Source organism: Bdellovibrio bacteriovorus, assembly GCF_001592755.1.
Classification (GTDB): domain Bacteria; phylum Bdellovibrionota; class Bdellovibrionia; order Bdellovibrionales; family Bdellovibrionaceae; genus Bdellovibrio; species Bdellovibrio bacteriovorus_E.
On sequence record NZ_LUKF01000020.1, the window covers coordinates 20,314 to 43,610 of the forward strand.

General features: G+C 46.4%; 22 protein-coding genes. 13 read left to right on the forward strand and 9 right to left on the reverse strand.

Features of this window, described 5'->3' with window-relative positions; translation table 11 throughout:
- Nucleotides 1-72 precede the first annotated feature (72 nt).
- Entirely contained in the window at nt 73-1,254 is a 1,182-nt protein-coding gene (locus AZI85_RS16545; protein WP_253721043.1) for a glycosyltransferase family 9 protein, read from the forward strand.
- Entirely contained in the window at nt 1,157-2,251 is a 1,095-nt protein-coding gene (locus tag AZI85_RS16550) for a glycosyltransferase family 9 protein (RefSeq protein ID WP_063245094.1), read from the forward strand. The genes AZI85_RS16545 and AZI85_RS16550 overlap by 98 nt, the downstream gene beginning before the upstream one ends.
- On the opposite strand, the gene AZI85_RS16555 is transcribed toward AZI85_RS16550, so the two are convergent.
- Together AZI85_RS16555 and AZI85_RS16560 are read right to left on the reverse strand one after the other, a co-directional pair.
- Nucleotides 2,235-3,647, reverse strand: coding sequence for a sigma-54-dependent transcriptional regulator (locus AZI85_RS16555; protein WP_063245095.1), 1,413 nt, complete (start codon nt 3,645-3,647; stop codon nt 2,235-2,237). The genes AZI85_RS16550 and AZI85_RS16555 overlap by 17 nt on opposite strands.
- Nucleotides 3,644-5,524 carry an ATP-binding protein gene (locus AZI85_RS16560; protein ID WP_063245096.1) on the reverse strand — a complete coding sequence of 627 codons (1,881 nt, stop codon included), beginning with the start codon at nt 5,522-5,524 and terminating at the stop codon, nt 3,644-3,646. The genes AZI85_RS16555 and AZI85_RS16560 overlap by 4 nt, the downstream gene beginning before the upstream one ends.
- A gap of 72 nt (nt 5,525-5,596) precedes the next feature.
- Here AZI85_RS16560 and AZI85_RS16565 point away from each other — a divergent pair, with 72 nt between their 5' ends.
- The 8 genes from AZI85_RS16565 (at nt 5,597) to AZI85_RS16600 (ending at nt 14,970) form a co-directional block, all read left to right on the forward strand.
- Nucleotides 5,597-6,544 (forward strand): bifunctional riboflavin kinase/FAD synthetase, encoded by a 948-nt coding sequence (locus tag AZI85_RS16565; RefSeq protein WP_063245246.1) that lies wholly within the window; start codon nt 5,597-5,599, stop codon nt 6,542-6,544.
- Nucleotides 6,522-7,355, forward strand: coding sequence for a hypothetical protein (locus AZI85_RS16570; RefSeq protein ID WP_063245097.1), 834 nt, complete (start codon nt 6,522-6,524; stop codon nt 7,353-7,355). Before AZI85_RS16565 ends, AZI85_RS16570 begins: the two co-directional genes overlap by 23 nt.
- A 50-nt stretch (nt 7,356-7,405) precedes the next feature.
- A complete protein-coding gene (gene pilB / locus AZI85_RS16575; protein ID WP_063245098.1) occupies nt 7,406-9,109 on the forward strand; it encodes a type IV-A pilus assembly ATPase PilB in 1,704 nt (567 codons plus the stop codon).
- On the forward strand, nt 9,109-10,152 hold the full coding sequence (locus AZI85_RS16580; protein ID WP_063245099.1) for a hypothetical protein: 1,044 nt from the start codon (nt 9,109-9,111) through the stop codon (nt 10,150-10,152). Before pilB ends, AZI85_RS16580 begins: the two co-directional genes overlap by 1 nt.
- A gap of 1 nt (nt 10,153) precedes the next feature.
- Nucleotides 10,154-11,374, forward strand: a complete 1,221-nt coding sequence (locus AZI85_RS16585) for a type II secretion system F family protein (RefSeq protein ID WP_063245100.1) — start codon at nt 10,154-10,156, stop codon at nt 11,372-11,374.
- Nucleotides 11,375-12,952: a two-component system sensor histidine kinase NtrB gene (locus AZI85_RS16590; RefSeq protein ID WP_063245101.1), complete on the forward strand. Its 1,578-nt coding sequence runs from the start codon at nt 11,375-11,377 to the stop codon at nt 12,950-12,952. It abuts the gene before it with no gap.
- Between the two features lie 36 nt (nt 12,953-12,988).
- Nucleotides 12,989-14,395 (forward strand): sigma-54-dependent transcriptional regulator, encoded by a 1,407-nt coding sequence (locus AZI85_RS16595; protein WP_063245102.1) that lies wholly within the window; start codon nt 12,989-12,991, stop codon nt 14,393-14,395.
- Nucleotides 14,396-14,541: 146 nt separating this feature from the next.
- Nucleotides 14,542-14,970: a ferritin-like domain-containing protein gene (locus tag AZI85_RS16600; protein WP_063208391.1), complete on the forward strand. Its 429-nt coding sequence runs from the start codon at nt 14,542-14,544 to the stop codon at nt 14,968-14,970.
- A gap of 55 nt (nt 14,971-15,025) precedes the next feature.
- Here AZI85_RS16600 and AZI85_RS16605 read toward each other — a convergent pair whose 3' ends face one another.
- From AZI85_RS16605 to AZI85_RS16625, 5 genes are all read right to left on the reverse strand, one after another.
- Nucleotides 15,026-15,418: a hypothetical protein gene (locus tag AZI85_RS16605; protein ID WP_063245103.1), complete on the reverse strand. Its 393-nt coding sequence runs from the start codon at nt 15,416-15,418 to the stop codon at nt 15,026-15,028.
- 165 nt (nt 15,419-15,583) lie between these two features.
- Entirely contained in the window at nt 15,584-15,976 is a 393-nt protein-coding gene (locus AZI85_RS16610) for a hypothetical protein (RefSeq protein WP_063245104.1), read from the reverse strand.
- A 402-nt stretch (nt 15,977-16,378) separates the two neighbouring features.
- Nucleotides 16,379-18,442, reverse strand: coding sequence for a M1 family metallopeptidase (locus tag AZI85_RS16615; protein WP_063245105.1), 2,064 nt, complete (start codon nt 18,440-18,442; stop codon nt 16,379-16,381).
- Between the two features lie 69 nt (nt 18,443-18,511).
- Nucleotides 18,512-19,213, reverse strand: a complete 702-nt coding sequence (locus AZI85_RS16620; protein WP_063245106.1) for a pseudouridine synthase — start codon at nt 19,211-19,213, stop codon at nt 18,512-18,514.
- 9 nt (nt 19,214-19,222) lie between these two features.
- Nucleotides 19,223-19,834 carry a murein L,D-transpeptidase catalytic domain family protein gene (locus AZI85_RS16625; protein WP_063245107.1) on the reverse strand — a complete coding sequence of 204 codons (612 nt, stop codon included), beginning with the start codon at nt 19,832-19,834 and terminating at the stop codon, nt 19,223-19,225.
- A gap of 189 nt (nt 19,835-20,023) precedes the next feature.
- Between AZI85_RS16625 and AZI85_RS16630 the strand changes: the two genes are divergently transcribed.
- Nucleotides 20,024-20,755 (forward strand): type 1 glutamine amidotransferase domain-containing protein, encoded by a 732-nt coding sequence (locus AZI85_RS16630; RefSeq protein WP_063245108.1) that lies wholly within the window; start codon nt 20,024-20,026, stop codon nt 20,753-20,755.
- Nucleotides 20,755-21,723 carry a sigma-54 interaction domain-containing protein gene (locus tag AZI85_RS16635; protein ID WP_063245109.1) on the forward strand — a complete coding sequence of 323 codons (969 nt, stop codon included), beginning with the start codon at nt 20,755-20,757 and terminating at the stop codon, nt 21,721-21,723. The genes AZI85_RS16630 and AZI85_RS16635 overlap by 1 nt, the downstream gene beginning before the upstream one ends.
- On the opposite strand, the gene AZI85_RS16640 is transcribed toward AZI85_RS16635, so the two are convergent.
- The gene (locus AZI85_RS16640; protein WP_063245110.1) at nt 21,720-22,277 is read right to left on the reverse strand and encodes a hypothetical protein; all 558 of its coding nucleotides are present in this window, start codon (nt 22,275-22,277) and stop codon (nt 21,720-21,722) included. The two genes, AZI85_RS16635 and AZI85_RS16640, sit on opposite strands and share 4 nt — an antisense overlap.
- 67 nt (nt 22,278-22,344) lie before the next feature.
- The gene (locus tag AZI85_RS16645) at nt 22,345-22,584 is read right to left on the reverse strand and encodes a DUF883 family protein (RefSeq protein WP_063208374.1); all 240 of its coding nucleotides are present in this window, start codon (nt 22,582-22,584) and stop codon (nt 22,345-22,347) included.
- Nucleotides 22,585-22,758: 174 nt separating this feature from the next.
- Here AZI85_RS16645 and AZI85_RS16650 point away from each other — a divergent pair, with 174 nt between their 5' ends.
- Complete coding sequence (locus AZI85_RS16650; RefSeq protein ID WP_063245247.1) at nt 22,759-23,295, forward strand: NAD(P)H-dependent oxidoreductase; 537 nt, start codon at nt 22,759-22,761, stop codon at nt 23,293-23,295.
- Nucleotides 23,296-23,297: the final 2 nt, after the last annotated feature.

Sequence of the window (23,297 nt, forward strand, 5' to 3'; positions counted from 1 at the left end):
CACTTACCGAACTTAGGTCTTGAAAACGGATCCAGACTCGAGTCGATATGAAATCTCATCATAGAATAAACTATGGCCATAACTGACTGTCGACATTTCTCGGGATACAAGCCTTGCGCTAAAAACTCAGACTGCAATCACAGTTGCCCTCAGAAAGACGTTCCGCAAATATCCTTGTTACTTGTTCACTTGGGAGCATTAGGAGCCGTCGTTCGCAGCACCTCGCTTCTAAAGGCCATCAAACGTAAATACCCAAGCTCAATGATTACGTGGGTAACGGATGCCCCCGCTCATCACTTACTAAAAAATCATCCCGCCATCGACCGTGTTCTAACAACAAGTGAATCCGATCTTTTACAGCTAGAAGCCCTGGAATTCGAAGTCGCTTTCGTGATCGATAAGTCCTTGAAAGCGGCCGGCGTTCTTAAGCGTACTCATGCAGATCAAGTTTTCGGTTTCAAAGTTCAAGGGAAGAACGGCGCTGTCGTCCCCGCGACGGAAGCCGCTAAAGAATTGTGGGAGCTAGGGCTTAACAATCAGAAAAAATTCTTTGAAAATAGAAAGCCTGAAACTCAGTTGATGATTGAAGCCCTTGAGTTAGGAACTTACCAAAGAGACGAATACTGGCTTCCGTTAACTAAGACAGAAGAAAACCTGCGCCAGCAACGCCGATCCGAGTTTTTGGCAAAAAATAAAAAACACTATGTTATCGGTCTAAATACGGGCTGTAGCAACGTGATTTCTTATAAGAAACTCACCGTCGAATATCACCGCGACTTGATCCGTCGTATTCATCAAGACTTTCCAGAAGCGGAAGTCGTTCTTTTGGGGGGACCTGAGGACACTGAAAGAAACCGGCTAATTGCTCAAGATTTAAACGTGATTTCGACTGCGACTGAGTCAGGTCTTCGAGATGGCTTAGTCAGCGTTGCCGCCTGCGATATTGTTATTACCGGAGACAGTCTAGGAATGCATATGGCGATCTCGCAAAAGACGCAAGTGATCGCGTGGTTTGGACCAACCTGTGCTCATGAAATAGACCTTTACGATCGGGGAGTTCACATTCTGACGAAGAGCTCTTGCAGTCCCTGCTGGAAGAGGACTTGTGAAAAAAGCATTATGTGCTACGATCAGGTGTCTTTAGAGGAAATAGTGAATGCCCTTAAATCTAGTCGTGCAAACAGCCTTTCTTGGAGATCTTCTGCTCTCCATTCCGCTGCTGAAGAAGTGCCGGGAGCAGTGGCCCCAGCATAAGCTTGCACTTGTCTGTCGTAAGGGCTTTGGCGACTTCTTTCTTAAAACTCATTTAGTAGATCAAGTTTTTGAAATCGAAAAGGGGAAGGCAGACTCTTACGCCAAGATCGTAGAACATCTTCGCTACGTGGAAGTCGACAATCTCATCTCTCCGCATGAATCTTTAAGAACGGCGTTCTTCAACGCTAAGATCAAAGCCAAACACAAAATCAGCTTTCAGAAATCCTGGAACTTTTTAATCTATTCAAAGCGCACGCAAAAAAACGCACAACTTCCGGACGCAATGAGACAGCTAAGCCTTCTTGCGCCCGAGGATGCAAATCTTGCCAAAGATCTTTCGGATTATACGAAAGAGGCGAAGCCGTTCACGACACAAGAATTCGGTAAATTATCGGCGCCGCCCAAATGGGCTTCGATGAGCTTGCGTCATCAAGTCTTGGAATTGAAGGATGTCTACGCAAATCTCAAAGAGCGCTTCGACCTCAAAGGTTTTGATGAAGGAAAAGCGGTTCTGATTTTTCCAGGCAGTGTGTGGGCGACCAAGCGCTGGACCGAAGAAGGCTTTATCAATACGGGCAAAGCTCTTCAGCAAAAGGGCTTTAAAGTCTATGTTATGGGCGGGCCCGGAGAAGAAGAGTTGGCTGAAAAAGTAGCCGCGGCCATTCCTGGTTCTCAATCGCTTGCTGGAAAAACGAAGATCATTGAATCAGCCCAATTGATTGCCAGAGCCGCGTTGCTTATCGGAAACGACAGTGCTTCGACTCATCTAGCGGCCGTCTGCGAGACACCTTTGATTGCGGTGTTTGGTCCGACGATTTTAGAGTTTGGCTTTCGCCCGTGGTCTGCCGAAAGTTACGTCGTACAGACCGAGGGATTGTCGTGCCGACCTTGCGGTAAGCACGGACATAAAGTCTGTCCTATCGGCACTCATGTCTGTATGAAAAACATTTCGGCCGAAGACGTGCTGCGCACCGCAGGTTTTATTCTTCGCTCGTAAAATCCTTGACGTTGATTCCATACTTACGAATCTTACGCAATAATGTGTTCTTTGGAATGTTCGCCTGAGCCACAGTTTGATTGATGCGACCGTTATTTGCCTTCAAAGCGCTCATGATGAACTCTTTTTCCATCTCTTCTTTGAAAGCATCAAAGTCCAACGGGCCAGAGTAACCTACGCTCGCGGTTTTATCCGTGCTCTCTTTCGGAGCCAGCTTCAAAGACTCCGGCAATGAATCCACGGTGATCTGGTGCGAGTTCTCAACGATGAACGCACGTTCAATCACGTTTTCAAGCTCACGGATGTTTCCCGGCCAACGATAGGCTTTAAGCAAAGTCAAAACTTCATCCGTCACGCCATTGATTGTGCGACCGTGTTGTTTTGAAAACTTCTTAATAAAGTTCTGAGTTAAAGCATCAATATCGTCGATACGTTCGCGCAATGGTGGCAAAAAGATCGGCATGACATTCAGGCGATAGAACAAGTCTTCGCGGAATGTGCCTTCTTCCATCATCTTTTCCAAATTACGGTTTGTTGCGGCGATAATGCGAGTGGTGGTTTTTACTTCACGAGTTCCGCCCACGGGGGTGAATTTACGCTCTTGCAAAACGCGCAAAAGTTTCACCTGCATGTCGGGACGAAGTTCGCCGATTTCATCCAAGAATAAAGTTCCGTTATTGGCCATTTGGAACTTACCAATTTTTCTTTCCACCGCGCCCGTGAAAGCCCCTTTTTCATGACCGAAAAGTTCACTTTCCATCAGGCTTTCTGGGATCGCACCACAATTGATGGCCACAAAACTGCCAGACTTGCGAGGAGAATTGAAATGAATAGCTTTAGCGACAAGCTCTTTACCTGTTCCGTTTTCACCACGCACCAGAACCGTCGTATCGACTTTGCAAAGACGATAGATCAAATTAAAGACTTCTTTCATCTTTGAAGAGCCGCCGACGAATTCGCTTTCGATGTCGTCATCAAAAACCGGATTTGAAAGTGCCAGGCTGGAAACCAAATCCCGCGCTTCCTGAGACTTACGAACAATCTCAGTCAGTTGTTGAGGATTGACGGGCTTTTCAACATAGTCGTAAGCGCCTTCTTTGATCGCTACAACCGCATCGTGAAGATTCGAGTGCGCGGTCATCAAAACTACGAAGGTGCGAGGATCGTGCTCTTTAATAGCCGTTAAAGCCTCAATGCCATTCATTTCGGGCATCTTAACGTCCATCAAGACGAGATCCCATTGTTGTTGTTTTACTTTGTCTAAGGCTTCTTTGCCCGTAGAAGCTTCATCGATCGTAAAATCGATTTCCGGCATCGTAGATTTTAAAATCGAAATGACAGAGCGGCGTAACTCAGCTTCGTCGTCAACAATCAGGGTGTGGAGTTTGTTCATCATGCGATCACCTCGGTTTCATTTTCCATTGCGATTTCAGAGTCGAGCGGCAAAGTGAAAGACACGGTGGTCCCATGTCCCACGGTGCTTTCCATTTTTACTTTTCCGCCGTGCAGTTCAATAAAGTATTTTACTAAGTAAAGACCCAAACCCGTTCCTTTGGTTCTGAGATCCTGATCACTTCCGCGAGTGAACTTACCCCAGACTTTTTCCATGTCTTCGGGTTTAATCCCTTCGCCGGTGTCTTTCACGATCACGTGAACCATGTCATCGGCTTCTAAGGAAACGACTTCAATCTGGCCGTCGCGAGGCGTGTACTTGATCGCGTTTTCAACCAGATTGATAACAACCTCTTTAATCAAGGTCGTATCAAACTCTAAAGAGAACATCGGCTCAAGGGCCGTATGAATTTGAATATTCTTTTCGCGCGCTAAAGGACGAAGAGTTTGCAGGGCCTCTTCGATCACTTCGTTGATATCGCCGACTTCGGTGTGAATTTTGAAATCACGCGACTCTACGCGAAGGACCTTCAAGATCGATTGAATATAGCGGTTCAATTCGTCGCCATAGATACGCAGGGAACGTAAGTCTTGTCCCAATTCGTTGTCTGCATTTTGGGTCAGCAGACGATCGACAATGGCCTGAATTTTCGCAATTGGAGTTTTCAAGTCGTGAGAAATCAAACTGACGAAGTTGTTCTTAAGCTGTTCCAGCTCTTGCAAGTATTGCTGCTCTTGTTGCAGGCGGAAGTTCTTCTTTTCGATCTTCGTCGCCTGATAACCGATGAAGATGATCCAGCACGCGCCTAACAATACAAAAGGAGAAAACGCCGGCGACCAGAAATAAAAACTATCAAACACCCAAGCTGATAGAGCCGCTAGCAAAGTTCCGATCCACAAAATACAGAACAAGGCCACAGATTGCGGATAAGTCGTGATCAGGAACACCGCCATCATCATCAAGACGAAAAAGCCCGCAGCATACCACCAGAAAGAAAGACGCTTGATCCACTTATTGCCTAAAAGAGTGTCCGTCACATGCGCTAAGATCTCCGTGCGTGAGAGCGTTCCCACGGGAGTCATGTACACCGGAGCCGCAGAAGTCTCGGCCCCAATCAAAACGATCTTATCGGAAAAAGCATTCGAAGGAATTTCGTCATACATGATTTCACTCAAAGTGTATTGAGTGAACACACGGCTGGTTCCGGCATAGTTGATCGGAAGTCCCGCCAGTGTGGTCGGAAACTTCTTACCTGTCAGGCGCTCTACCAAGTGAGGCATCTCTGCTCTTTGCGGGAACACACGACGAACAACGCCGTCTTCATCGCGACGAACTTCGTTGTTTCCTAAGTTGTCATGTTCACGGTTGGCAAAGGCGGGAGTCAGAACTCGCTCTAAGCTGTTCGTGGTCGAAGCCCAGACGACACGTTTATCTAAAAACAGTCTTTGCTCTTCGGGATTTAAGCGGACGGTTCCGATATTGTCGCCAAAGTACAAAGTCACACCGACGGAGCGGGGATTTTGGCGCAGGATTTTTAGAAGCAATTCGTTCCAGACCGGTTTGTTCCAGAAAAAGCTATCCGTGATATCCGTGACCTCAGACATGTTGTCCAGGAAGTTGGTCCTGCTGTCATAGATCGTGGCGAAGTCGGACTGACGGATCGTAATTAAAACAATCTGCTTAGAGGCCTGTTGATCTCCGCGCAGTTGAAAACGTTGGTCGTAAGAAGTGATCTCGTCGTTGGAAAGGGCCAGGCATCCGATGCTCCAGCATAGCAGGCAGCGAAGCCAAAATCCGCGGCGTCGGGAGAAGAATCGAAGCAGGACTTCGAGACGGATTCTAAGGTTTTGAAATGAGGCCTTTTGCACGCGTCGCAACATAGCAAATTTATTAAAAAATTCAACTATTAAAAGCACTTACCGCCGAGCCCAGAAAGAGGTATATTGAAAAATATGCATATCCTTCAAGGCGTTAAACAGTTGAACTCTCCACTAGAGGCCTCCGTGGTCACTATAGGGAACTTTGACGGTGTTCATTTGGGACATCAACAGCTCGTGGAAAACGTGGTCCGCGAGGCTCAGTATTTTGGCGTTCCGTCGGTGGTGTACACCTTCCATCCGCACCCTGTAAAAGTTCTGCATCCGGAGCGTGCAACTTATCGTCTTTTCGATCTTAAAGACCAGCAGGAGCAATTTGCTCAGCGAGGGATTGAGTACGTTATCATCGAGGAATTTACGAAGGATTTTTCCAAAGTTTCGCCGCAAGATTTTTTAGAAAAATACATCGTAGAAAAACTGCATCCTAAAACTTTGGTGGTTGGCCATGACTTTTCATTCGGAGCCGATCGCGCCGGAAATATTCCCTTTCTAGAAAAATTCTGTGCAGAAAAAGGCATTCGTCTTATCATCATTCCGCCTTTTCAGTATCAAGGAGCGGTGGTTTCGTCGACGAGCATTCGTGAAAAACTTAAAAACGGTGAAGTCGAAAAAGCCAATGAGCTTTTGGGCCGTACTTACTATGTGCGCGGTCACGTGGAAAAAGGATTTCAACGCGGACGAACCATCGGTGTGCCCACGGCGAATATTCATCCAGACGTGGAGTTCACTCCGCGCCAAGGTGTGTATTGCACTTTGACTAAGATCGGCAGTCACATGCATCCGTCGGTTACTAATATCGGCGTGAATCCCACGTTTCAAGAAAATGGCAAAGGGCCCATTAAAATCGAAACTCATCTTTTTGATTTCGATGCGCATCTTTATGGAATGGAAGTGGAAGTTTATCTTTTGCACTTCATCCGAGATGAAATGAAATTTTCCGGTATTGAAGAATTGAAGGCACAAATCCAAAAAGACATGATTGAAACTCGCAGGTATTTCGATGAGCACCCTGAAGTTCGTTGATATTTGCCCCGAGGGCTTAAGTGTGTTTTCAAAGTATTTGGATTTTTTGTCTCAGCAAAAATCTTTGGGCTGGTCTGTGGAGCATCACGCGACTTTTTCCGCGGAAATCATGGAAGGCGCCCTAGCGGTTAAGATTGCGCCGTCCTTGTCGGATGAAATCCTGCCGCAATTGCGCGTTTTACCGACGCAAGTTCGTACTTCCGAAGTTTTAGATTCTTTTTTTAAAGAAGAAGGCGGATGGTATCCGCGACTTATTTTACACGAAGCCATTCGCAGTGTTCTTGTGCAAGAAGCCCGGGATTTAGATATTCGAGCGCCGGGGTTTGTGGTGGGCGAGAGTAAAGAAGCTCGCGTGGCCGCAGGCGTTCTTGCTGAGATGGGTGTCTCTGAAATTTTTCTCGTGGGCGACCCTGCCGTGTTAGAACCTCAAAAAAATATCTTGTCCCGTCAGCAATTGGGCATTCGTTTTAACATCCTCAATCCAGAAGATCTCACTTTGCAGGCGGTGAGTGCCGGCATAATGATAAACACCATGGATTTGCGTCAGAATAAAAGTTTGCTAACGGATCTTTCCTATTTCAATTTCATGAAGCGCTCAGGTTACGCGCTAGATTTAAATCTTTTTCCTCTAGAGAATCTTTTATTAGAGGAAGCCGAGCGTGCCGACTTGAAAGTTTTGTCGCCCATTTTAGTGGCAGAGACTTTCACGCGTCTTTGGTTTCAACGTCTGAAGTTGGGCAATGATATTTCAAACGAGGAAATTCGCGCGACTTGGAATACTTTTTTGAAAGAAAACTCTTCTTCGGTCTAGTTACAAAAAATGGCACCCTGTATTAAAGTAAGTCTAGTGACAGGAGCCATATGTCTTCACTCAAAATTGGTGAAATCTTAGTTAAGCAGGGTCTGCTGCGCGCAGATCAGTTGTCGCTTGCAATTGAAGAACAGAAAAAAGCCGGAAATAAACTGACGTCTGCCATCATTCAATTGGGTTTCCTTAAAGAAAATCAAATCCTTCGCGCCCTGGAAAAGCATTTTGCGGTTCCGGGTGTTGAGGTGAATACTTTTGAAATTGATCAGTCGGTTATCGCCCTTATTCCTAAAGACGTGTGCGAAAAGAACACGCTGATTCCCTTGCAGAAAGCGGGAACCACACTGGTGGTTGCGTTTGCCGATCCTTCCAATATCATCGTTAAAGAAGACTTACGTTTTATCACTCGCTGCCGTATTCAGGCCGTAGTGGGAACGGAAAGTGCGATTGCTTCGGGTATTGAAAAATACTATGGCGGAAGCATTAGTACAAAGTCCTTAAACGTGATCGGCTCTGACGGCTTCGACGAAGAATTCAGTGTGAACAACCCCACAGCCGAAGTCATTGACCAGGATGGTGTGACTGATGATGCCCCTATCGTTAAGTTCGTGAATTCGATCTTAACTGATGCCATTCGTAAAAGAGTTTCCGATATTCACTTTGAACCCTATGAAAAGAAGTACCGCGTGCGTTTTCGTATCGACGGTAACTTGCAAGAAGCCACCGCACCTCCTGCGGGAACAGGCGCGGCGATTGCCTCCCGTATTAAAATCATGTCCAAGCTCGACATCGCCGAAAAACGCCGTCCTCAAGATGGTCGTTTGAAAGTTCGTACTTCCAAAGGAAAAGAGATGGACTTCCGTGTCAGCGTCTTGCCAACACTTTGGGGTGAAAAAGTAGTTCTGCGTCTTTTGGATAAATCGAATTTGCAGCTCGACATGACGAAGCTGGGATTTGAAGAAGACGATTTGAAACTTTTTAAATCGCAAATCAACCTTCCTCAAGGCATGGTCTTGATCACAGGTCCCACGGGTTCCGGTAAAACCAACACGATCTATTCGGCTCTTTCAGAGTTGAATCAGCCGGATGTGAATATTTCCACTGCCGAAGATCCGGTCGAGTTCAACTTAGAAGGTATCAACCAGGTTCAAATGAACCCCGATATCGAATTGACCTTCGCCAGCGCCTTAAAATCTTTCCTGCGTCAGGACCCGGATATCGTTCTGGTGGGGGAGATTCGTGACTTAGAAACTGCCGAAATCGCATTTAAAGCGGCATCAACGGGTCACTTGGTCGTAAGTACCTTGCATACCAATGATGCTCCTTCGACAGTGATTCGTCTGACAGAAATGGGCGTGGCACCTTATATTATCACTTCCACAGTGAACCTTATCGTGGCTCAGCGTCTCGTGGGTAAAATCTGTGAATCTTGCAAAGCACCCGTGGAAGTTCCGGCCCAAATTCTTTTGAACTTGGGTGTGCCTCAGGCTGAGGTGGGTGATTACAAAGTTTTCCGCGGCAAAGGCTGTGCGAACTGTAGTAACACAGGAATCAAAGGTCGTACGGCGATCTTTGAGCTTATGCACATGACCGAGAAGATGAAAGAGGCGATCCTTAAAGGCGCTTCCACAGGACAGCTTCGTTATCTAGCACGTGAACAGGGAATGAGAACACTACGTCGAAGTGCCTTGTTAAAACTAAAGCGGGGCTTGACGACGATTGAAGAAGTACTCAATGCATCAGTGAAGGACACATAATGAGTTTGACGGAACTTCTTTTGCAGGCAAAAGCGAAAAAGGCTGAAGAGTTTTTATTTGTAGTGGGCAGTGAACCGCGTGTTCGGCTGTCTTCAGGGTGGACGAGTCTTCGCACTTCTCCTGCGCTGGTAACCGAATGGAATCTTCTGCAACAAAGTCTCTTGTCGAATCAGCAGAAGGCTGTTCTGGATACAACCGGCGTGGTTCAAGGCGAAGCCTCTTTTGAAAACGTGCGCATTGGTTTTTCCTTCTTCCAACAAGACACGACGATGAAAGCGGTCTTGGATATGGATTTAGATGGTGGACGTCAGGAAATTTCCCTGCCACCTTCTTTGATGGAAAGCTGCGCGCGCATGAAGGGCCTGGTTCTTCTTTCGGGTCCCGGTGAAGCCGGGCAGGTGTGGGCTTTGCATAAAATTCTGCAAAAGCTCAGTGAAGAAAAAGCCTTCGTGGGCGTTGTTTTTTCTCGCAAAGCCTTTCCACAAGTGAAAGAAGCGAAGGCTTGTTATCTTTATCACAACGGCGATTTTTCGAAACCCGAAGAGCGCGAAAGCCTGATGGCGGGCGTGGATATGGTGGTCTTTGAGGGATTCGCCGATGATGAGTCGTTACTTGAAGCCATGACATTGGCAGAACGTGGTCTTTTCGTTATTTACTCGATGAAAGCACCATCCCTGACGAATGCTCTTCGTCGTTCTTTGTCCGTCCTTGGCGAAAAATTCGGTGAGCATGGCGCGCCACGCTTTTCTGAGATCTTAAGCCTGGCGGCGGGACAATACGCCGTCAGTGGACTTGCCGGGGCCAAAGTTTTTGCTCACGAGGTTTTACTTATGAAACCTCAGGTGCGCAGCCTCATTGAAGCGGAGGACCTGAAGGGCTTAGACTCTTTGATGAATCACGCGCAAGAAAATTCCGGCATTTTGACTTTGAATCAGTCATTGCTTCAGCATCTTATTCGTCGTCGTGTAGACCTTAAAACAGCATTTGAAGTTTCTCGTGATCCCGACAATCTTGATCAGCTCTTGAAGAAGGTAGGTATCTAAGATGGCAAAGTTTCAATACCAAGCAAAAAACGCCTCGGGCCAAGTGGTTCAAGGTGAACTCGAAGCCGCCAATCAACAAGAGGCGATCATTCGTTTAAGAGCGCAGCAGCTATTGCCTGTTCGTGTCGTGCAATTTGGTGGGGCTCGCGCCGCTGCGGGAAAAAACAGCACCGGACTTTTTGCTCCGCGTGTGAATGGTAAAGACCTTCAAGTCTTCACTCGTCAATTTGCAACTTTGATCAACGCCGGTATTCCGGTGGTGGACTCTCTGAAAATCCTCTCGGAAGGTTTGCGTCCGGGTCTTTTAAAAGAGGCTTCTGCTCAAGTAAAAACTTCGATCGAAGGCGGTCGTCGTTTGGCCGATTCGATGGCGCAAGTGCCCAATGTGTTTGATAAACTTTATGTGAATATGATCCAGGCAGGGGAAGAAGCCGGTATCTTGGATAGCATTCTTCAACGTCTTGCTAGCTATATGGAAAAGTCTGAAAAACTAAAAGCGCAAGTTAAAGGCGCCTTGGTTTACCCGATGGTCATCATCGTTGTTGCGATGATTGTTATCGCCGGTATCTTGGTCTTCATTATTCCGAAATTTATGGAGTTCTTTGCTTCTTCAGGAAAAGAACCACCTGCACTGACTCAAATGGTGGTGAACTTAAGTAATTCAATGATTAACAACTGGTACGTGTACTTAGTTGTGCTGATCGTGGGCCCTTTTGTGTTTGCGCAATGGATTCGCACGGACGCAGGTAAAGATGCTTTTGATCGCTTCATCATGAAAGCGCCGGTGTTTGGTGAAGTGGTGCAAAAATCGGCGATCGCTCGTCTAACACGCACACTTTCTACTTTGTTGTCTTCGGGTGTGGGTCTGATTGAGGCCATTGATATTTCTTCTAAAACTGCGGGAAACATCGTTATTGAGCAGTCTTTGCTTCGCTGTAAAGAGTCGGTGACTCAAGGTCGTACATTTGCAGCACCTCTTGGAAAAGAGAAAGCCTTTCCTGAAATGGTTGTGCAAATGATCTCGATCGGTGAACAGTCGGGTACTTTGGATATCATGCTGGGTAAGATTGCCGACTTCTATGAAGATGAAGTTGAAACAGCGGTTAAAGCCATGACGTCACTTCTTGAGCCTCTTTTGATGGTTGTTTTGGGTGGTATTATCGCCGTTCTTGTTGTTGCGATGTATCTTCCGATCTTCAATATGGCGGATGTGGTTCAATAGATGCGCTTAAGTTTTGCTTTGCAGAACAATAAAGAACAAGGACTGATGGTGGAGTTTGGCCGCCTCAGTCTTTTTGTTCTTATACTTGTTATCAGTGTTATTTCCAGCATCGTTCAAGAAGGGTTCGTGAATTGGTCCATCTTAGGGCCGTTCTATTCTATTTTGACCGTGGCACTGGGGCTTCATCTGATTTGGTTTTCATTCTGGGACCAATTGCTGCAACGTCCGCTTCTGTTGTTTTTAGGTTTTGTCGTAGATTCGCTTCTGATTTCGCTTTTGATTTATCATTCGGGAATCAGTCAGTCTTTGTTTTTATTTTTACACTTAGTAAACATCTTATTGGCAGGTATCGCGTGTCGTGGTGTCGGCGCCGTGACCCTGGCTCTTTTTACGAGCATCTTTTTTTCCGGTGCGGCTTTGTTTTCGCCAGAAATGAAGGCCCTTAACTTCTTCTTTCTTTTGGCTTTGAATAACATCGCTTTCTTTTCAGTAGCGGGATTGTCGGGCTATCTAAGCGAACAGCTGCAATTTGTCGGCAGCGAACTTAAGAAAACCGGTCAAAGTCTGCGCTCTGCCCAGGAACTTAATGAGGTCTTGGTTGAAAACATTCCGACGGGAATGGTCTCGTTCACGGAAAGTGGAGAGATCGTTAAGGCAAACTCTTCGGCTTTAGAAATTCTGGGAATGGCGGATGTGTCTTCCACAAATTTCTATCAGCTTTTTCCCGATTTAGATAAGACAGAGGCTTTGGTTAAAAAAGACGTGAAGTACGCTCCTTCCGCAGAGGCTCAAGCTAAAATCCTGGGGCTGACGGTTTCAAAAATCTATAGCCCTGAACTTCAGTCCCATCTTTCGATCGCGCTTTTTGATGACTTAACTAAAATTCGTCAGTTGGAATACAATGCCCGTCAGAATGAAAAACTGGCGGCGGTGGGTGGACTGGCGGCGGGGATTGCCCATGAAATTCGCAATCCATTGGCCGGTATCAGCGGCAGTATTGAAATGCTCACTCAAACCGTGACCAATGAAGATGATCGAAAATTGATGAAGATTGTTCTTCGCGAAATTGATCGTCTTAATAACTTGATCACCGAGTTCTTAGACTATGCTCGTCCTGAAACACCTCCCACAGATCCGGTGGATCTGTCTTCACTTGTGACGGAAGTGTTGGACTCTATGCGCTCTAACAACCAAGTGCGCGCAGATGTAGAACAAGTCAGACAGTACGACGCCGGTTTAAAAATCCTAGGTCGTCGTGATAAATTGAAACAGGCTTTTTTAAATATCATTATCAACTCATACCAAGCGATGAATGAAAGTCCACAGCCGAAAATTTCCGTTCAAGCCGTGACGAAAGGCAATGAAGTGGAAGTGCGCATTCGTGATGCCGGTTGCGGAATGAGCGAAGCGACGAAGAAGAAAATGTTTGAACCTTTCCACACAACGAAGCCGAAGGGCACGGGCCTAGGTCTAGCTGTGACTCATAAGATTTTGGAAGGGCATGGAGCACAAGTCTTTGTCGAGAGCGAAGTCGGCGTAGGTACTGAGTTTATTTTGACTTTTCCCAAAGCAAACTGAGAGAATAAATAGAACACAGGACGTGGGAGCGTATACATGAAGTCGAGAATTCTTGTTGTCGATGACGAAGAATCCATTCGCGAGTTTTTAGAGATCATGCTTAAAAAAGAAGGCTATGAAGTGACTTTGGCTGAGGATGGCCAAAAAGCGAAAGACCTTCTTACGAAAAAAACTTTCGATATGATCATTTCGGATCTACAGATGCCGCATGTGACGGGCATCGAGCTTCTTAAACACGTCAAAGAATCTTACCCTGACACTGTCTTCATGTTGATCACAGCTTTCGGTACAACGGAAACTGCGGTTGAAGCCATGAAAATGGGCGCCTACGATTATTTGACGAAGCCGTTTAAGATTGATGAAGTTCGTTTGAACATTCAAAACGCTTTGCGCTCTCGAAACTTAGAAGTCGAAAATAGATCTCTTAAAAAAGAACTTGTTAAAGAATACTCTTTCCAAAACATGGTCGGAAATTCTCCGGCAATGCACGCGATTTACGATATGGTGAAGCGCGTATCTCAAACGCCCACAAACGTTTTGATCACCGGGGAGTCAGGAACAGGTAAAGAGGTCGTTGCTAAAGCGATTCACTATAACGGTCCACTGAAAGACCGTCCGTTCGTGACTGTGAACTGCGGTGCCATTCCTGAAAACTTGATGGAATCCGAAATGTTCGGTCATAAAAAAGGCTCTTTCACGGGCGCAGTTTCCGATAAAGCCGGTCTTTTTGAAGTGGCTGATACCGGAACTTTGTTCCTGGATGAAGTCGGTGAGTTGCCGTTGACGATTCAAGTAAAACTTCTTCGTGCGATTCAAGAGCGTGTGATCCGCCGCGTGGGCGCGACGGAAGATATGAAAGTCGAAGTGCGTATCATCGCTGCGACAAATAGAAATCTTGAAGAGATGGTTCAAAAAGGAACTTTCCGTCAAGATTTGTTCTATCGTTTGAATGTCATCAATATCAAAACTCCGGGCCTTCGCGAGCGTCGTGAAGACGTGCCTTTGCTCGCAAATCACTTCCTTAAAAAGTACAATGAGCGCTTAGGTAAGAACATCGGCGCGATCAGTGCTGAAGCGATGGAGATCTTAAAGAAGTACGACTATCCAGGTAACGTGCGTGAGCTTGAAAACTTGATCGAGCGCACCGTGGCTTTAGAGGGTGGCGCAACCATCCTTCCTGAGTCTTTACCGCCAATGGTGAACACAGCTTCAGGTCGTAAGATGGCTTCATCCAACGAAATCGAAATCGGGGATGATGGTGTTGATCTTGATAAGGTGATGGGCCAAATCGAAAAAGAACTTCTGGTGAAAGCTATTCACGCTGCCGGCGGAGTGAAAAAGAGAGCTGCCAAGCTTCTTCATATTTCATTCCGATCTATGCGATATCGCATAGAAAAATACAACCTTGGTGTTGTCGGTGATGATGAATTGGATGATGAATAAAAAAATAAATTGAAACTAAAAAAAGGGAGCCGAAAAGCTCCCTTTTTATTTCTGTAGACGCTGTCCGACAAAGGACTGGTTTCAATACGTTTTCACTTGAGACTCCGTGCGGGCAATGTTCTTCTTAGAGCTGTTTGGAGGCCTGTATGTCTAATGAAAATCAAAAAGTTGTCGCTTTACTGAATGAAATTATCGAGATGGAAATTTCCGGCGTAGTACGCTATCTGCACTATGCATTGATGATCAAAGGACCTAACCGTATTCCAATTGTAAAGTGGTTCCATGACCAAGCTAACGAAGGCTACCAACACGCTTCTATGGTTGGCGAAAAGATCACGGCCTTGGGTGGTCATCCTTCTTTGAAGGTGTCCCCAGTTCCAGAAACTAAAACTCACAAGGTTTTGGATATCTTGAAAGAAAGCTTGGATTTCGAACAAAGCGCTTTGGCGAAATATAAAGAAGTCCTAAAACACTGCGCCGACGACGTGGCCCTAGAAGAGATGATTCGCGGCATGATCCGTCTTGAAACCGAGCACATCGAAGAAGTGGTGAAGATGCTCGATGTAAATACTTAATCTAAAGATTTAAATACATAATAAAAAAGGCGGATGAATCATCCGCCTTTTTTATTTATTTGCACTTTAAAGCGACGATAAACTCGTCAGCGTAAGAATAAAGAATGTCTTCTTCACCGATATACTCAGGTCGGCCCATCATCATTCCGACAAGAAGTTCTCGCGGTAAATAACGAAGCTTCACGAAGTCCGTCAGGTCTTTGCCTTCGATAAGAATGGTGGTTTTTTGTTTGCCAAAGATTTTAAGCTTCCCTTCTTTCGGGTTGCTAAGATCTGAATAGCGCTGCAACTTCTTATCTTCCAAAGTTGCTTGGATATCTTTACCCACTTGTTCGAACTTAAAAAGATGGGTGTTGGTGATAGCCTCGCAGCTTTTAACTGGAAGTGTGTCCGCTAGGGTCGACAGGGATGTCAGAACAATCGCGCAGATGGCGAAGATGTATTTCATAGAACCTCCGATATGCGAAAGTTCTAACAGAGAAATAGAACGGCTTTTAAATTAACAAACGGTCATGAAGGCCTAGTAACAGACGAAATTCCATTTTGCCTGACCTCAGAATAGAAAAAGGCGCTGGTAAGACAGCGCCTTTTTTTTATGTGAATTTTATCGTGACTAAAGAGTCGTGAAGACCGCGCCGAAGTCAGTGAAGACGGCGATAGTGCCATCTTCATAAGTCACCGTAGCGCTGCTGCTATAAGGGCGGTTTTTCTGACCACGAACAACGGCACTGATACGGCCTTCTTCATTTTCTAAAGTCAGTTGTTCTGCCGTGTAAAGTGGGTTGATGCCACCATTGATTTTTGCACGCTGAACGATTTCGTAAACTTCAGTTCCGTGTGCCGAAGAAAGAGAGGCGTAAGCTGTTGTAAAACCCACGCGGCGACCGAAGCAGAAAGTTTGAATTTCATTGTAACCGCAAACAGAAGGAACGAATGTTCCCACAGGTTTTAGTTCTGCCATTGCAGTTGATCCGAACAAAGCGACAAAAAGAACCAATGCTTTCATGTAAACATCTCCTAAGAATGATTTTTTATTTTAATGTTGATGTGTCTGTGCCAAAACCATGCCTGCTCATAAATAGCTTATGAGTCTTGAGCCTCATCCACAGGAAAAATCTATCTTAGGCAGTTCCAAAACGGATTCAATGTCTTCCTATTGCATTGCAAGAGTTTAACGACTATGTGCAACCACGAATGAGGAATAACACAATCAAAACGGGAACGGGAATGCCGATAGCCCAAAGAAGAATCCAACCAATTTTGCCTGACTGATTCTTGAGATCCATAATTGCCCCTCTTGTTAAGTCAGTAAGTGGCAAGAGTCCTCAAAAGCTTGAAGACTTTGCCTATTCTTTTATAAGGAGCAAAAACAAAGCCACAGAATATGGCTTTGCATCAAACTGATGAATTACAGATTTCTTTGCAGAGGAGAATGCAGAACGGGCCAGGTGCTTTTTAAAACGGCAGGACGCCCTTTAAATACCAAGATACCAAAAGTCCCGTAGTGTGTGAGGCGGGACGCCCACTCAACAGGATTATTATCCTTGCTCCAGCGCGCCCACACCACAGTTTGCTGCGGATTTGATTTCAATCTTGTCACGAAGACCGTGCTGGTTTCCGCAAGTTGGAATGTCTGCGATTCAATGCGAATGGATGTGTCAGTCAATTCAAAGTTCTGATCTTCTAGTTGAGTCTTCATGAATTGAGCAAACAGCTCTTTGTCGCCGACAAAGACCAAGGCTCCTTGGGCAGGAAGGTTCAATGAATCGGTGACCGCGTGGAAGCTGTCTTTTCCTTCAGTAGCGGCGGCCCAAGCTTGCGCAAACTTCTCTGTTGCTGGGTGAGCAGGGTCAAAAAAGAAGTGCACTTCAGGGCTGCCAAAAGCAGAAGAAAGAGTCGCGGGTCGCTCTTCAATAAAGAGCTTTCTAAAGACGTGATAATCAGGATCCACCGCGACCTTCACGGGACGTGAATGGCTGACAAGAGAAAAGACCTGAGACTTATCAAAAAGACGAGCGATCTGACGAATCACTTGTCCGTTTTCTAAAGTCCAAACCACCGGAATGTGCAGTTCGTACGTCGCTGCATTTTGCGTCTGCGCAAGCACATAAGTCGTGCTGTAAGAGCCATCCAACCAGCGCATGACTTTCACGTCAGGGATTTCAATCTGAGGTGCGCCTTCGCGATCCAGCCATTGCGTGAAGAAATTATTTAAGTTCTGATTCGTGACTTTTTCAAAACTCTTTTGAATCTCGTTAAAGGAAACGCGTTGATACAGATTTTCGGAGTAAAAATCCTGCAGGGCTTTTTTGAAAAGATCTTTGCCGAAGCGGAATTCCAGCATATGGAAAATCATCATGGTTTTGCCATAACCAACGGCTTGCGAGCTGGAGTTGTGACGTCCCCGGAACTGGCGAACCGGGAAATCATTTTTAGGATTTGCGGCAACAAAATCGGAATAGTTAATAAGCGTATTTAAGCGATACCCAGGATCATTCCCGGCAAGTTCTTGCTGCCAGTGATCGGCCATGTAAGTCGTAAGACCTTCGCTCCAATTGCCTTTATCATAATCGACGTAAACGCTATTACCCCACCAGTTATGCAAAACTTCGTGAGGCAAGGAGGAGTTTAAAATAAATGGCAGGCGAATAACGGTGGGACCTAAAAGCGTAAAGCTGGGCATGCCGTAGCCGGTCTCCCAAAAGTTTTCAACGACGGTAAATGATGAATACGGGTAGGGAGCGATGCTGGAAGCATAGTGTTCCATAAATCCCGGGATCAAAGACATAAAACTTTGCGCTAACGAGGGATCGTCTTTGCGCAAAAGAACTTGCACCTTTTTCCCATCTTTCATTTCTTTTTCGTAGAATGAGAAGGGCCCCGCGACTAGATAGATTTCTTCCTGAGGATAGATTTCTACAAAGCGAGTGGTGCGCGAACTGACGTCCACTTCCATACTTGTGATTTGGCCTTGGATTAAAGATCTCCAAGCCAAAGGCGTTTTCACGGTGATGTCGAAACTTTTTTGGGTATCTAGGAAAGACGGATACCAATAAGTGCTGCCAAAAAGAGTGGCGCCTTCAGCGGCAATCAACCCGTTGGAGTTGTCATTGACGACGGCATCGTAAATCACACCTTGATAGTACAAGGACACTTTGTTGTCTTGGCTTCCAAGCTGCAATCCGTATTCAGCATAAGGTTCTTCTTTGGTTGCCGCATGCAAAAGAACAAGGCTGTCATCCGCGCTTGTTACGGAAACTTGCAAATCTTTATGCAAAACGAAGCTGAGCTTGCGAGGAGAGTCTTTTGCAAAAGTCAGAGTATCTTGGGCTTTCAACATTTTCAGCCCGGGAAGAAGTTCCACCTGCATTTTGTGATGCACGGGGGTCGCGTGGGACTGCATAGTCACAAGAAGAATTAGAAGAAGAGCCACCACAACCATCAGTTTGTGAAGAGCTTGCGCCTTAGACATTTTTTACCTCTGAAACGGCGGTCTTTTTACGCCGGTCCCAGAGGGAGGTCAAAGGGATTTCAGAGAGGCTTATTCGCCCTGGGCCGGGGCAAACAAATTTTGAATTTTATTCCATTTTTCACAAGCCGGAGCCTCGATTGTGACTCTTTCGCCACTCCAGGGATGGATGAATTCCAGGCGCAGGGCCTTAAGGCACAGGCCCTCAATTCCCACTTCATTGCGGAAAAAGCGGTTGTGGTGCGAATCGCCATGAACGGCATCCCCTAAAAGAGGGTGGGAAATGCGATTAAAGTGGCGGCGGATCTGGTGATAACGGCCGGTATGGGGAGTGACTTCCACCCAAGAATACCGAGCGGTGGGAAATTTTTTACCCACGGCCACCGGAAATTCTTTTGTGCCTAAGCGTTTGAAAGATGTCTTAGCGTCGACGAGGTCTCCGGTGGAATCCAATTCCAAAGGAAGATCAATGAGGCCTTCTTCTTTGACATAACCACGAACCACCGCCTGATAGGTTTTCTGGGTGGCGCGGTCGGTGAAGAGTTTGCAGATTTCTCGTGCGGATTCAGAAGACAGGGCAAAAAGCAGGACGCCACTGGTTGCGGCATCCAAACGATGCACCGGATAGACGTGTTGTTTCATCATGCGGCGAGCGTGATAAAGACAGATTTTATCTCGAGAAACCCGATGCTGTACATTTTCATGTGGATGAACGTGAAATCCCGACGGTTTATTGACGGCGATAAAGTAGTCATCCTTGTACAGCAGTTCCACTAAAAATTCCTAAGGTTGTCCCGCCCAAATATAATAAACACTTCCGCCTTTAAGCTGACTGACGACGGTGTTGATATACTTTTGTTCCACCGCAGGACAGCCTTCACTGCGACCCAAGGGCTTGTATTGAGGGTCGACATACCAGGCACCATGCACCACAATCGCGCGACTCATCGCCTGATCATTGGTTTTTTCTAAACCCACTAAGCGCATGGAGCGGCCATGTTTACCACTGTATTCTGCCCCGGTCACGTACATACCGATAGAAGACATCTTAGAGCCTTCAATATTGGAAAATTTCTTCGCCATGCCCGTGTGGCTAGGGTCAGAACCGCGGCCATGGGATACCAGATAGCGAGTGACTAAACCCGTTTTCATATCAATCAGGTACATGCGTTTTTGATGAGAGGCTTGAGTGAAGTCAATCACCGTCACGTAATTCTTATTGGCAATCTTATTATAGTAAACATCGTAGTAAGTAAGCGCTTTTGTCAGAGCGACTGTCGGCACTTCTTTCTTTGGATCGACATAGTCATATTTTGAGAGGTCGACCTCGGGGGTCTGTGCGAAGGCCGAAGAGAGAAAGAAAAAACAAAGAAGAGATAAAATACGTAACGTCATAGTTGCTCCCGATAATTCCAGAAATGATGTGTTGATGATCAATCGGAGTTCGACGTCGAGACTTGACGCTTTCAACCGGCAAATTGGACCAAAGACGAGTCGCAGTTTTTTCACACAAGGCGGGGCAAGAAATTGAGTTCTCTCTAGTGATCCCTCATCCTGACTTAAAAGGCGCAAGGAGGACTTTTTATGACGAGTAAGAAGGTACTTTTTGTTTTAACCAGCACAGATCGTTTGGGGAACTCGGGACACCATACCGGTGCGTATCTGTCAGAAATCACCCATCCGTACGACGAAGTCATCCGCGCTGGATATAGCGTCGATATGGTGAGCCCCCAAGGGGGAAAAGTCCCCTTGGATGGCGTCAAGATGGACGACCCCATCAATGCGACGTGGATGAATGACGAAGATTTTCTAGAAAAAATCGAAGCTTCATTAAAACCTTCAGAAGTAAATATCGATGATTATGTCGCTGTTCTGTATGTCGGTGGGCATGGAGCGATGTTTGATTTGCCCGACAATAAAGAGCTGCAAAAAATTGCCGCCCGCATTTTTGAAAACGACGGCGTCGTGGCTTCTGTCTGTCATGGGGCTGCGGGACTTGTGAATGTGCGTCTTTCTAGTGGTCAGTACTTGGTGCAGGGCCATGAGCTTTCTGCGTTCACGAATGACGAGGAAGAAACCGTAGGCATGGAAAAAGTCGTGCCGTTTCTTTTAGAAAGTAAATTGAAAGAGCGAGGCGCCCTGTTTTCTTCAGCACCGAAGTTTACTTCTCACGTAGTTAAAAGCGGGCGCTTAGTCACCGGTCAGAATCCCGCTTCTGCAGCCGAAGTGGGGCAGGCCTTAGTTGAAGTCTTAGATTTTATTTCCGAGGGACGATCCGTACCTGAAAAGAATTGGTGTGAATGGGGGCATCCGTAATGTCGACGACAATGGAATCACAAGTCATCGCGCACAGTCCGCGCTTTTTAAAAATTATTGAGATTGCCAAGAAAGTTTCTGCCAGCTCTGCCAACGTGTTGATCACGGGTGAAAGCGGGACCGGGAAAGAGATCATTGCGCGCATGATTCATGACCTCAGTCCTCGCCGCAAAGAACCCTTTGTGCCGATCAACTGTTCAGCCATCCCTGAGCAACTTCTAGAAAGCGAACTTTTCGGTTATGCCAAAGGTGCGTTCACCGGGGCGTCTAATCAAAAGCCCGGTCTTTTTGAAGAGGCCAATGGGGGAACTCTTTTTCTGGATGAAATCGGTGATCTGGATTTGCACCTGCAAGCCAAGCTTTTACGAGTGCTGCAGGAAAAAAAGGTCAAAAGAGTTGGCGAAAATCACTATCGCCCCTTGAATATCCGTATTCTTGCGGCCACTCATAACGACCTCAGCGAAGATGTGCAGCAAAAGAAATTTCGCGAAGACTTGTACTTCCGTTTGAATGTCGTTCCCATTGAAGTGCCGCCTTTGCGCGAACGCATGGAGGACATTCTGCCGCTAGCACAATATTTTTTAAAAAAGTTTTCATTGCGCCATCACTCTGTTGAAAAGCATTTTGCTTCCGATGTCGGAAGCTACCTGCTTTCGCACTCCTGGTGGGGAAATGTGCGCGAACTTGAAAATACCATTGAGCGCGCGGTGGTTTTAAGTGCCGGAAATGAAATCACCGTGAATGATTTAGATGGGAATCAAAGACGATCCATCAGCATGGAGTCGGTCTTTGAACGTCTTTGTCAAAAAGAGGGTCGTTTGCTTTCGCTGGAAGAAATGGCTCGTCAGTATATCGAGTACGCCCTTCAGGTTAATAAGGGCGCACGAGAAAAAACAGCGAAAGATTTGGGTATTGACCGAAAAACACTGTATCGCAAAACTCACCAGCCGCATCAGCAACGTGCTTAATGCACGTGCGAGCGAGGTGTTTCGCGGTTCGGTGCTGTGGTGCTGGCCATGTCTTCGCCTGCATACGCAGATGTTTCCGGTCCACGAGCGGCACGGCGAATCTCACGCTCCTTCACATAGTCCATCACTAAAGCCGACAGAGCGTGTTCCAGCGAGGACGGGCGCTTGTGCTGTTCCATTTCCTCTTCTTCGCGTTCATGTTTAAGTTTGCGTTTGATTTCTTGTTTTGCTTTCGTGGCTCCCGGCCAAGCGCGCAGAAAGACGACGGCAAAAGCGACCGAAGCCAACACAATCAAACCCACTCCCGTGCTGAGTGTCGCGGACCAAACGATAGAACCGGTCCGATCCCACTGCATGGATAAATCTAAAAGTGAAATAAACAGGCCACCGGTAAAAAAGATGACAGAGGCAACGCCGACAAGAATAAGTGTCACCATGCGGCGACTGCGGAATGAAACTTCATCAAAAATTTCAATGGCGGCATCTTTAAAGCCGCGGGGTCTCATGTTTAGGCGACCAAAAACGAACGACAATACTAAAGCTAACCACTTCATTGGGACTCCCTGCGATGATGAGGAGGTCTCGAGGACGGGACCTCCTTATTTATTTAATTGATTTGAATTATCTACGACGGATTAGCAGACCGGCCACCAGACCCACTGCAGCTGCGCCAAGGACTGTGTAAAAGGGATGAGCCTTAACAAATTCCTCGGAAGCGTCCATGGCTTCACGGGCTCTGTCTTGGGCCATATTGTAAGTGTCAGTCCAGCCACTTTTATCAAGTTCTTGCTTCACGCCTTGTTTCACATTTTCTTTGATGTTGCCAAGGTTGCTTCTGAAATCGTTTGGGGTCGTTTCCATGAATCCACTCCTTTTTGTGTTGTTGGTAACCACTAATCAGTGCAAAGCAGGAAGGATGCCAACGCGAAATCCGGTAGATGCGATATTGAGTTGCAGACAGAGGTAATTATCCCTTTTTCCTCTGGGATTCTTGCCCCATTTGACTTTTGTCGTTCGTCGGATGACGATGTCGTGATGAAAAAAGCCCTTGTTCTTTTCGCACATCCTTTTTCGAAACAGTCCCGAGTCAATCGCGCCATCATGGATCAGCTACGCGAACTAAAACATGTTCATGTGCATGACCTTTACGAAGAGTATCCGTACTTTCATATCCAAGTTCAAAAAGAGCAGGAACTTTTATTAGAGCATGATCTTGTGGTTTGGCAGCATCCGTTCTATTGGTTTTCGATGCCACCCTTGATGAAGCTCTGGTGTGATGAAGTTTTACGTCGTGGATTTGCGTACGGGCCGGGCGGAAATAAACTTCAAGGCAAAGACTTTTTCTTATCGATCACGACTGGGGGTTGGGGCGATCCTTCCTCGCCGGGATCGGTCGAAGATTTTTTTCCACCGTATCGGCAGACGATCGAGCAGTGTGGAATGAAGTGGCATAAACCTGTCGTCATGACAGGAACGGGAAAAGCAACCGAAGAGCAAATTCTGTTACATGCCGAGGCCGTTCGCCGCAGAATGATTGATTATTGTGCAACTGGCGTTTGTAAAGATATGTAGGA

Excerpts from the sequence above, each read along its gene's own strand:
- AZI85_RS16545 (WP_253721043.1), top strand. The coding sequence starts at position 73 with ATGGCCATAACTGACTGTCGACATTTCTCGGGATACAAGCCTTGCGCT.
- AZI85_RS16565 (WP_063245246.1), top strand. The coding sequence starts at position 5,597 with ATGCATATCCTTCAAGGCGTTAAACAGTTGAACTCTCCACTAGAGGCC.
- AZI85_RS16640 (WP_063245110.1), bottom strand. The coding sequence starts at position 22,277 with ATGAAGTGGTTAGCTTTAGTATTGTCGTTCGTTTTTGGTCGCCTAAAC.
- AZI85_RS16630 (WP_063245108.1), top strand. The coding sequence starts at position 20,024 with ATGACGAGTAAGAAGGTACTTTTTGTTTTAACCAGCACAGATCGTTTG.
- AZI85_RS16635 (WP_063245109.1), top strand. The coding sequence starts at position 20,755 with ATGTCGACGACAATGGAATCACAAGTCATCGCGCACAGTCCGCGCTTT.
- AZI85_RS16570 (WP_063245097.1), top strand. The coding sequence starts at position 6,522 with ATGAGCACCCTGAAGTTCGTTGATATTTGCCCCGAGGGCTTAAGTGTG.
- AZI85_RS16605 (WP_063245103.1), bottom strand. The coding sequence starts at position 15,418 with ATGAAATACATCTTCGCCATCTGCGCGATTGTTCTGACATCCCTGTCG.
- AZI85_RS16580 (WP_063245099.1), top strand. The coding sequence starts at position 9,109 with ATGAGTTTGACGGAACTTCTTTTGCAGGCAAAAGCGAAAAAGGCTGAA.
- AZI85_RS16595 (WP_063245102.1), top strand. The coding sequence starts at position 12,989 with ATGAAGTCGAGAATTCTTGTTGTCGATGACGAAGAATCCATTCGCGAG.
- AZI85_RS16600 (WP_063208391.1), top strand. The coding sequence starts at position 14,542 with ATGTCTAATGAAAATCAAAAAGTTGTCGCTTTACTGAATGAAATTATC.
- AZI85_RS16650 (WP_063245247.1), top strand. The coding sequence starts at position 22,759 with ATGAAAAAAGCCCTTGTTCTTTTCGCACATCCTTTTTCGAAACAGTCC.
- AZI85_RS16615 (WP_063245105.1), bottom strand. The coding sequence starts at position 18,442 with ATGTCTAAGGCGCAAGCTCTTCACAAACTGATGGTTGTGGTGGCTCTT.
- AZI85_RS16555 (WP_063245095.1), bottom strand. The coding sequence starts at position 3,647 with ATGATGAACAAACTCCACACCCTGATTGTTGACGACGAAGCTGAGTTA.
- AZI85_RS16560 (WP_063245096.1), bottom strand. The coding sequence starts at position 5,524 with ATGTTGCGACGCGTGCAAAAGGCCTCATTTCAAAACCTTAGAATCCGT.
- AZI85_RS16550 (WP_063245094.1), top strand. The coding sequence starts at position 1,157 with ATGCCCTTAAATCTAGTCGTGCAAACAGCCTTTCTTGGAGATCTTCTG.
- AZI85_RS16590 (WP_063245101.1), top strand. The coding sequence starts at position 11,375 with ATGCGCTTAAGTTTTGCTTTGCAGAACAATAAAGAACAAGGACTGATG.
- AZI85_RS16585 (WP_063245100.1), top strand. The coding sequence starts at position 10,154 with ATGGCAAAGTTTCAATACCAAGCAAAAAACGCCTCGGGCCAAGTGGTT.
- AZI85_RS16625 (WP_063245107.1), bottom strand. The coding sequence starts at position 19,834 with ATGACGTTACGTATTTTATCTCTTCTTTGTTTTTTCTTTCTCTCTTCG.
- AZI85_RS16645 (WP_063208374.1), bottom strand. The coding sequence starts at position 22,584 with ATGGAAACGACCCCAAACGATTTCAGAAGCAACCTTGGCAACATCAAA.
- pilB (WP_063245098.1), top strand. The coding sequence starts at position 7,406 with ATGTCTTCACTCAAAATTGGTGAAATCTTAGTTAAGCAGGGTCTGCTG.
- AZI85_RS16610 (WP_063245104.1), bottom strand. The coding sequence starts at position 15,976 with ATGAAAGCATTGGTTCTTTTTGTCGCTTTGTTCGGATCAACTGCAATG.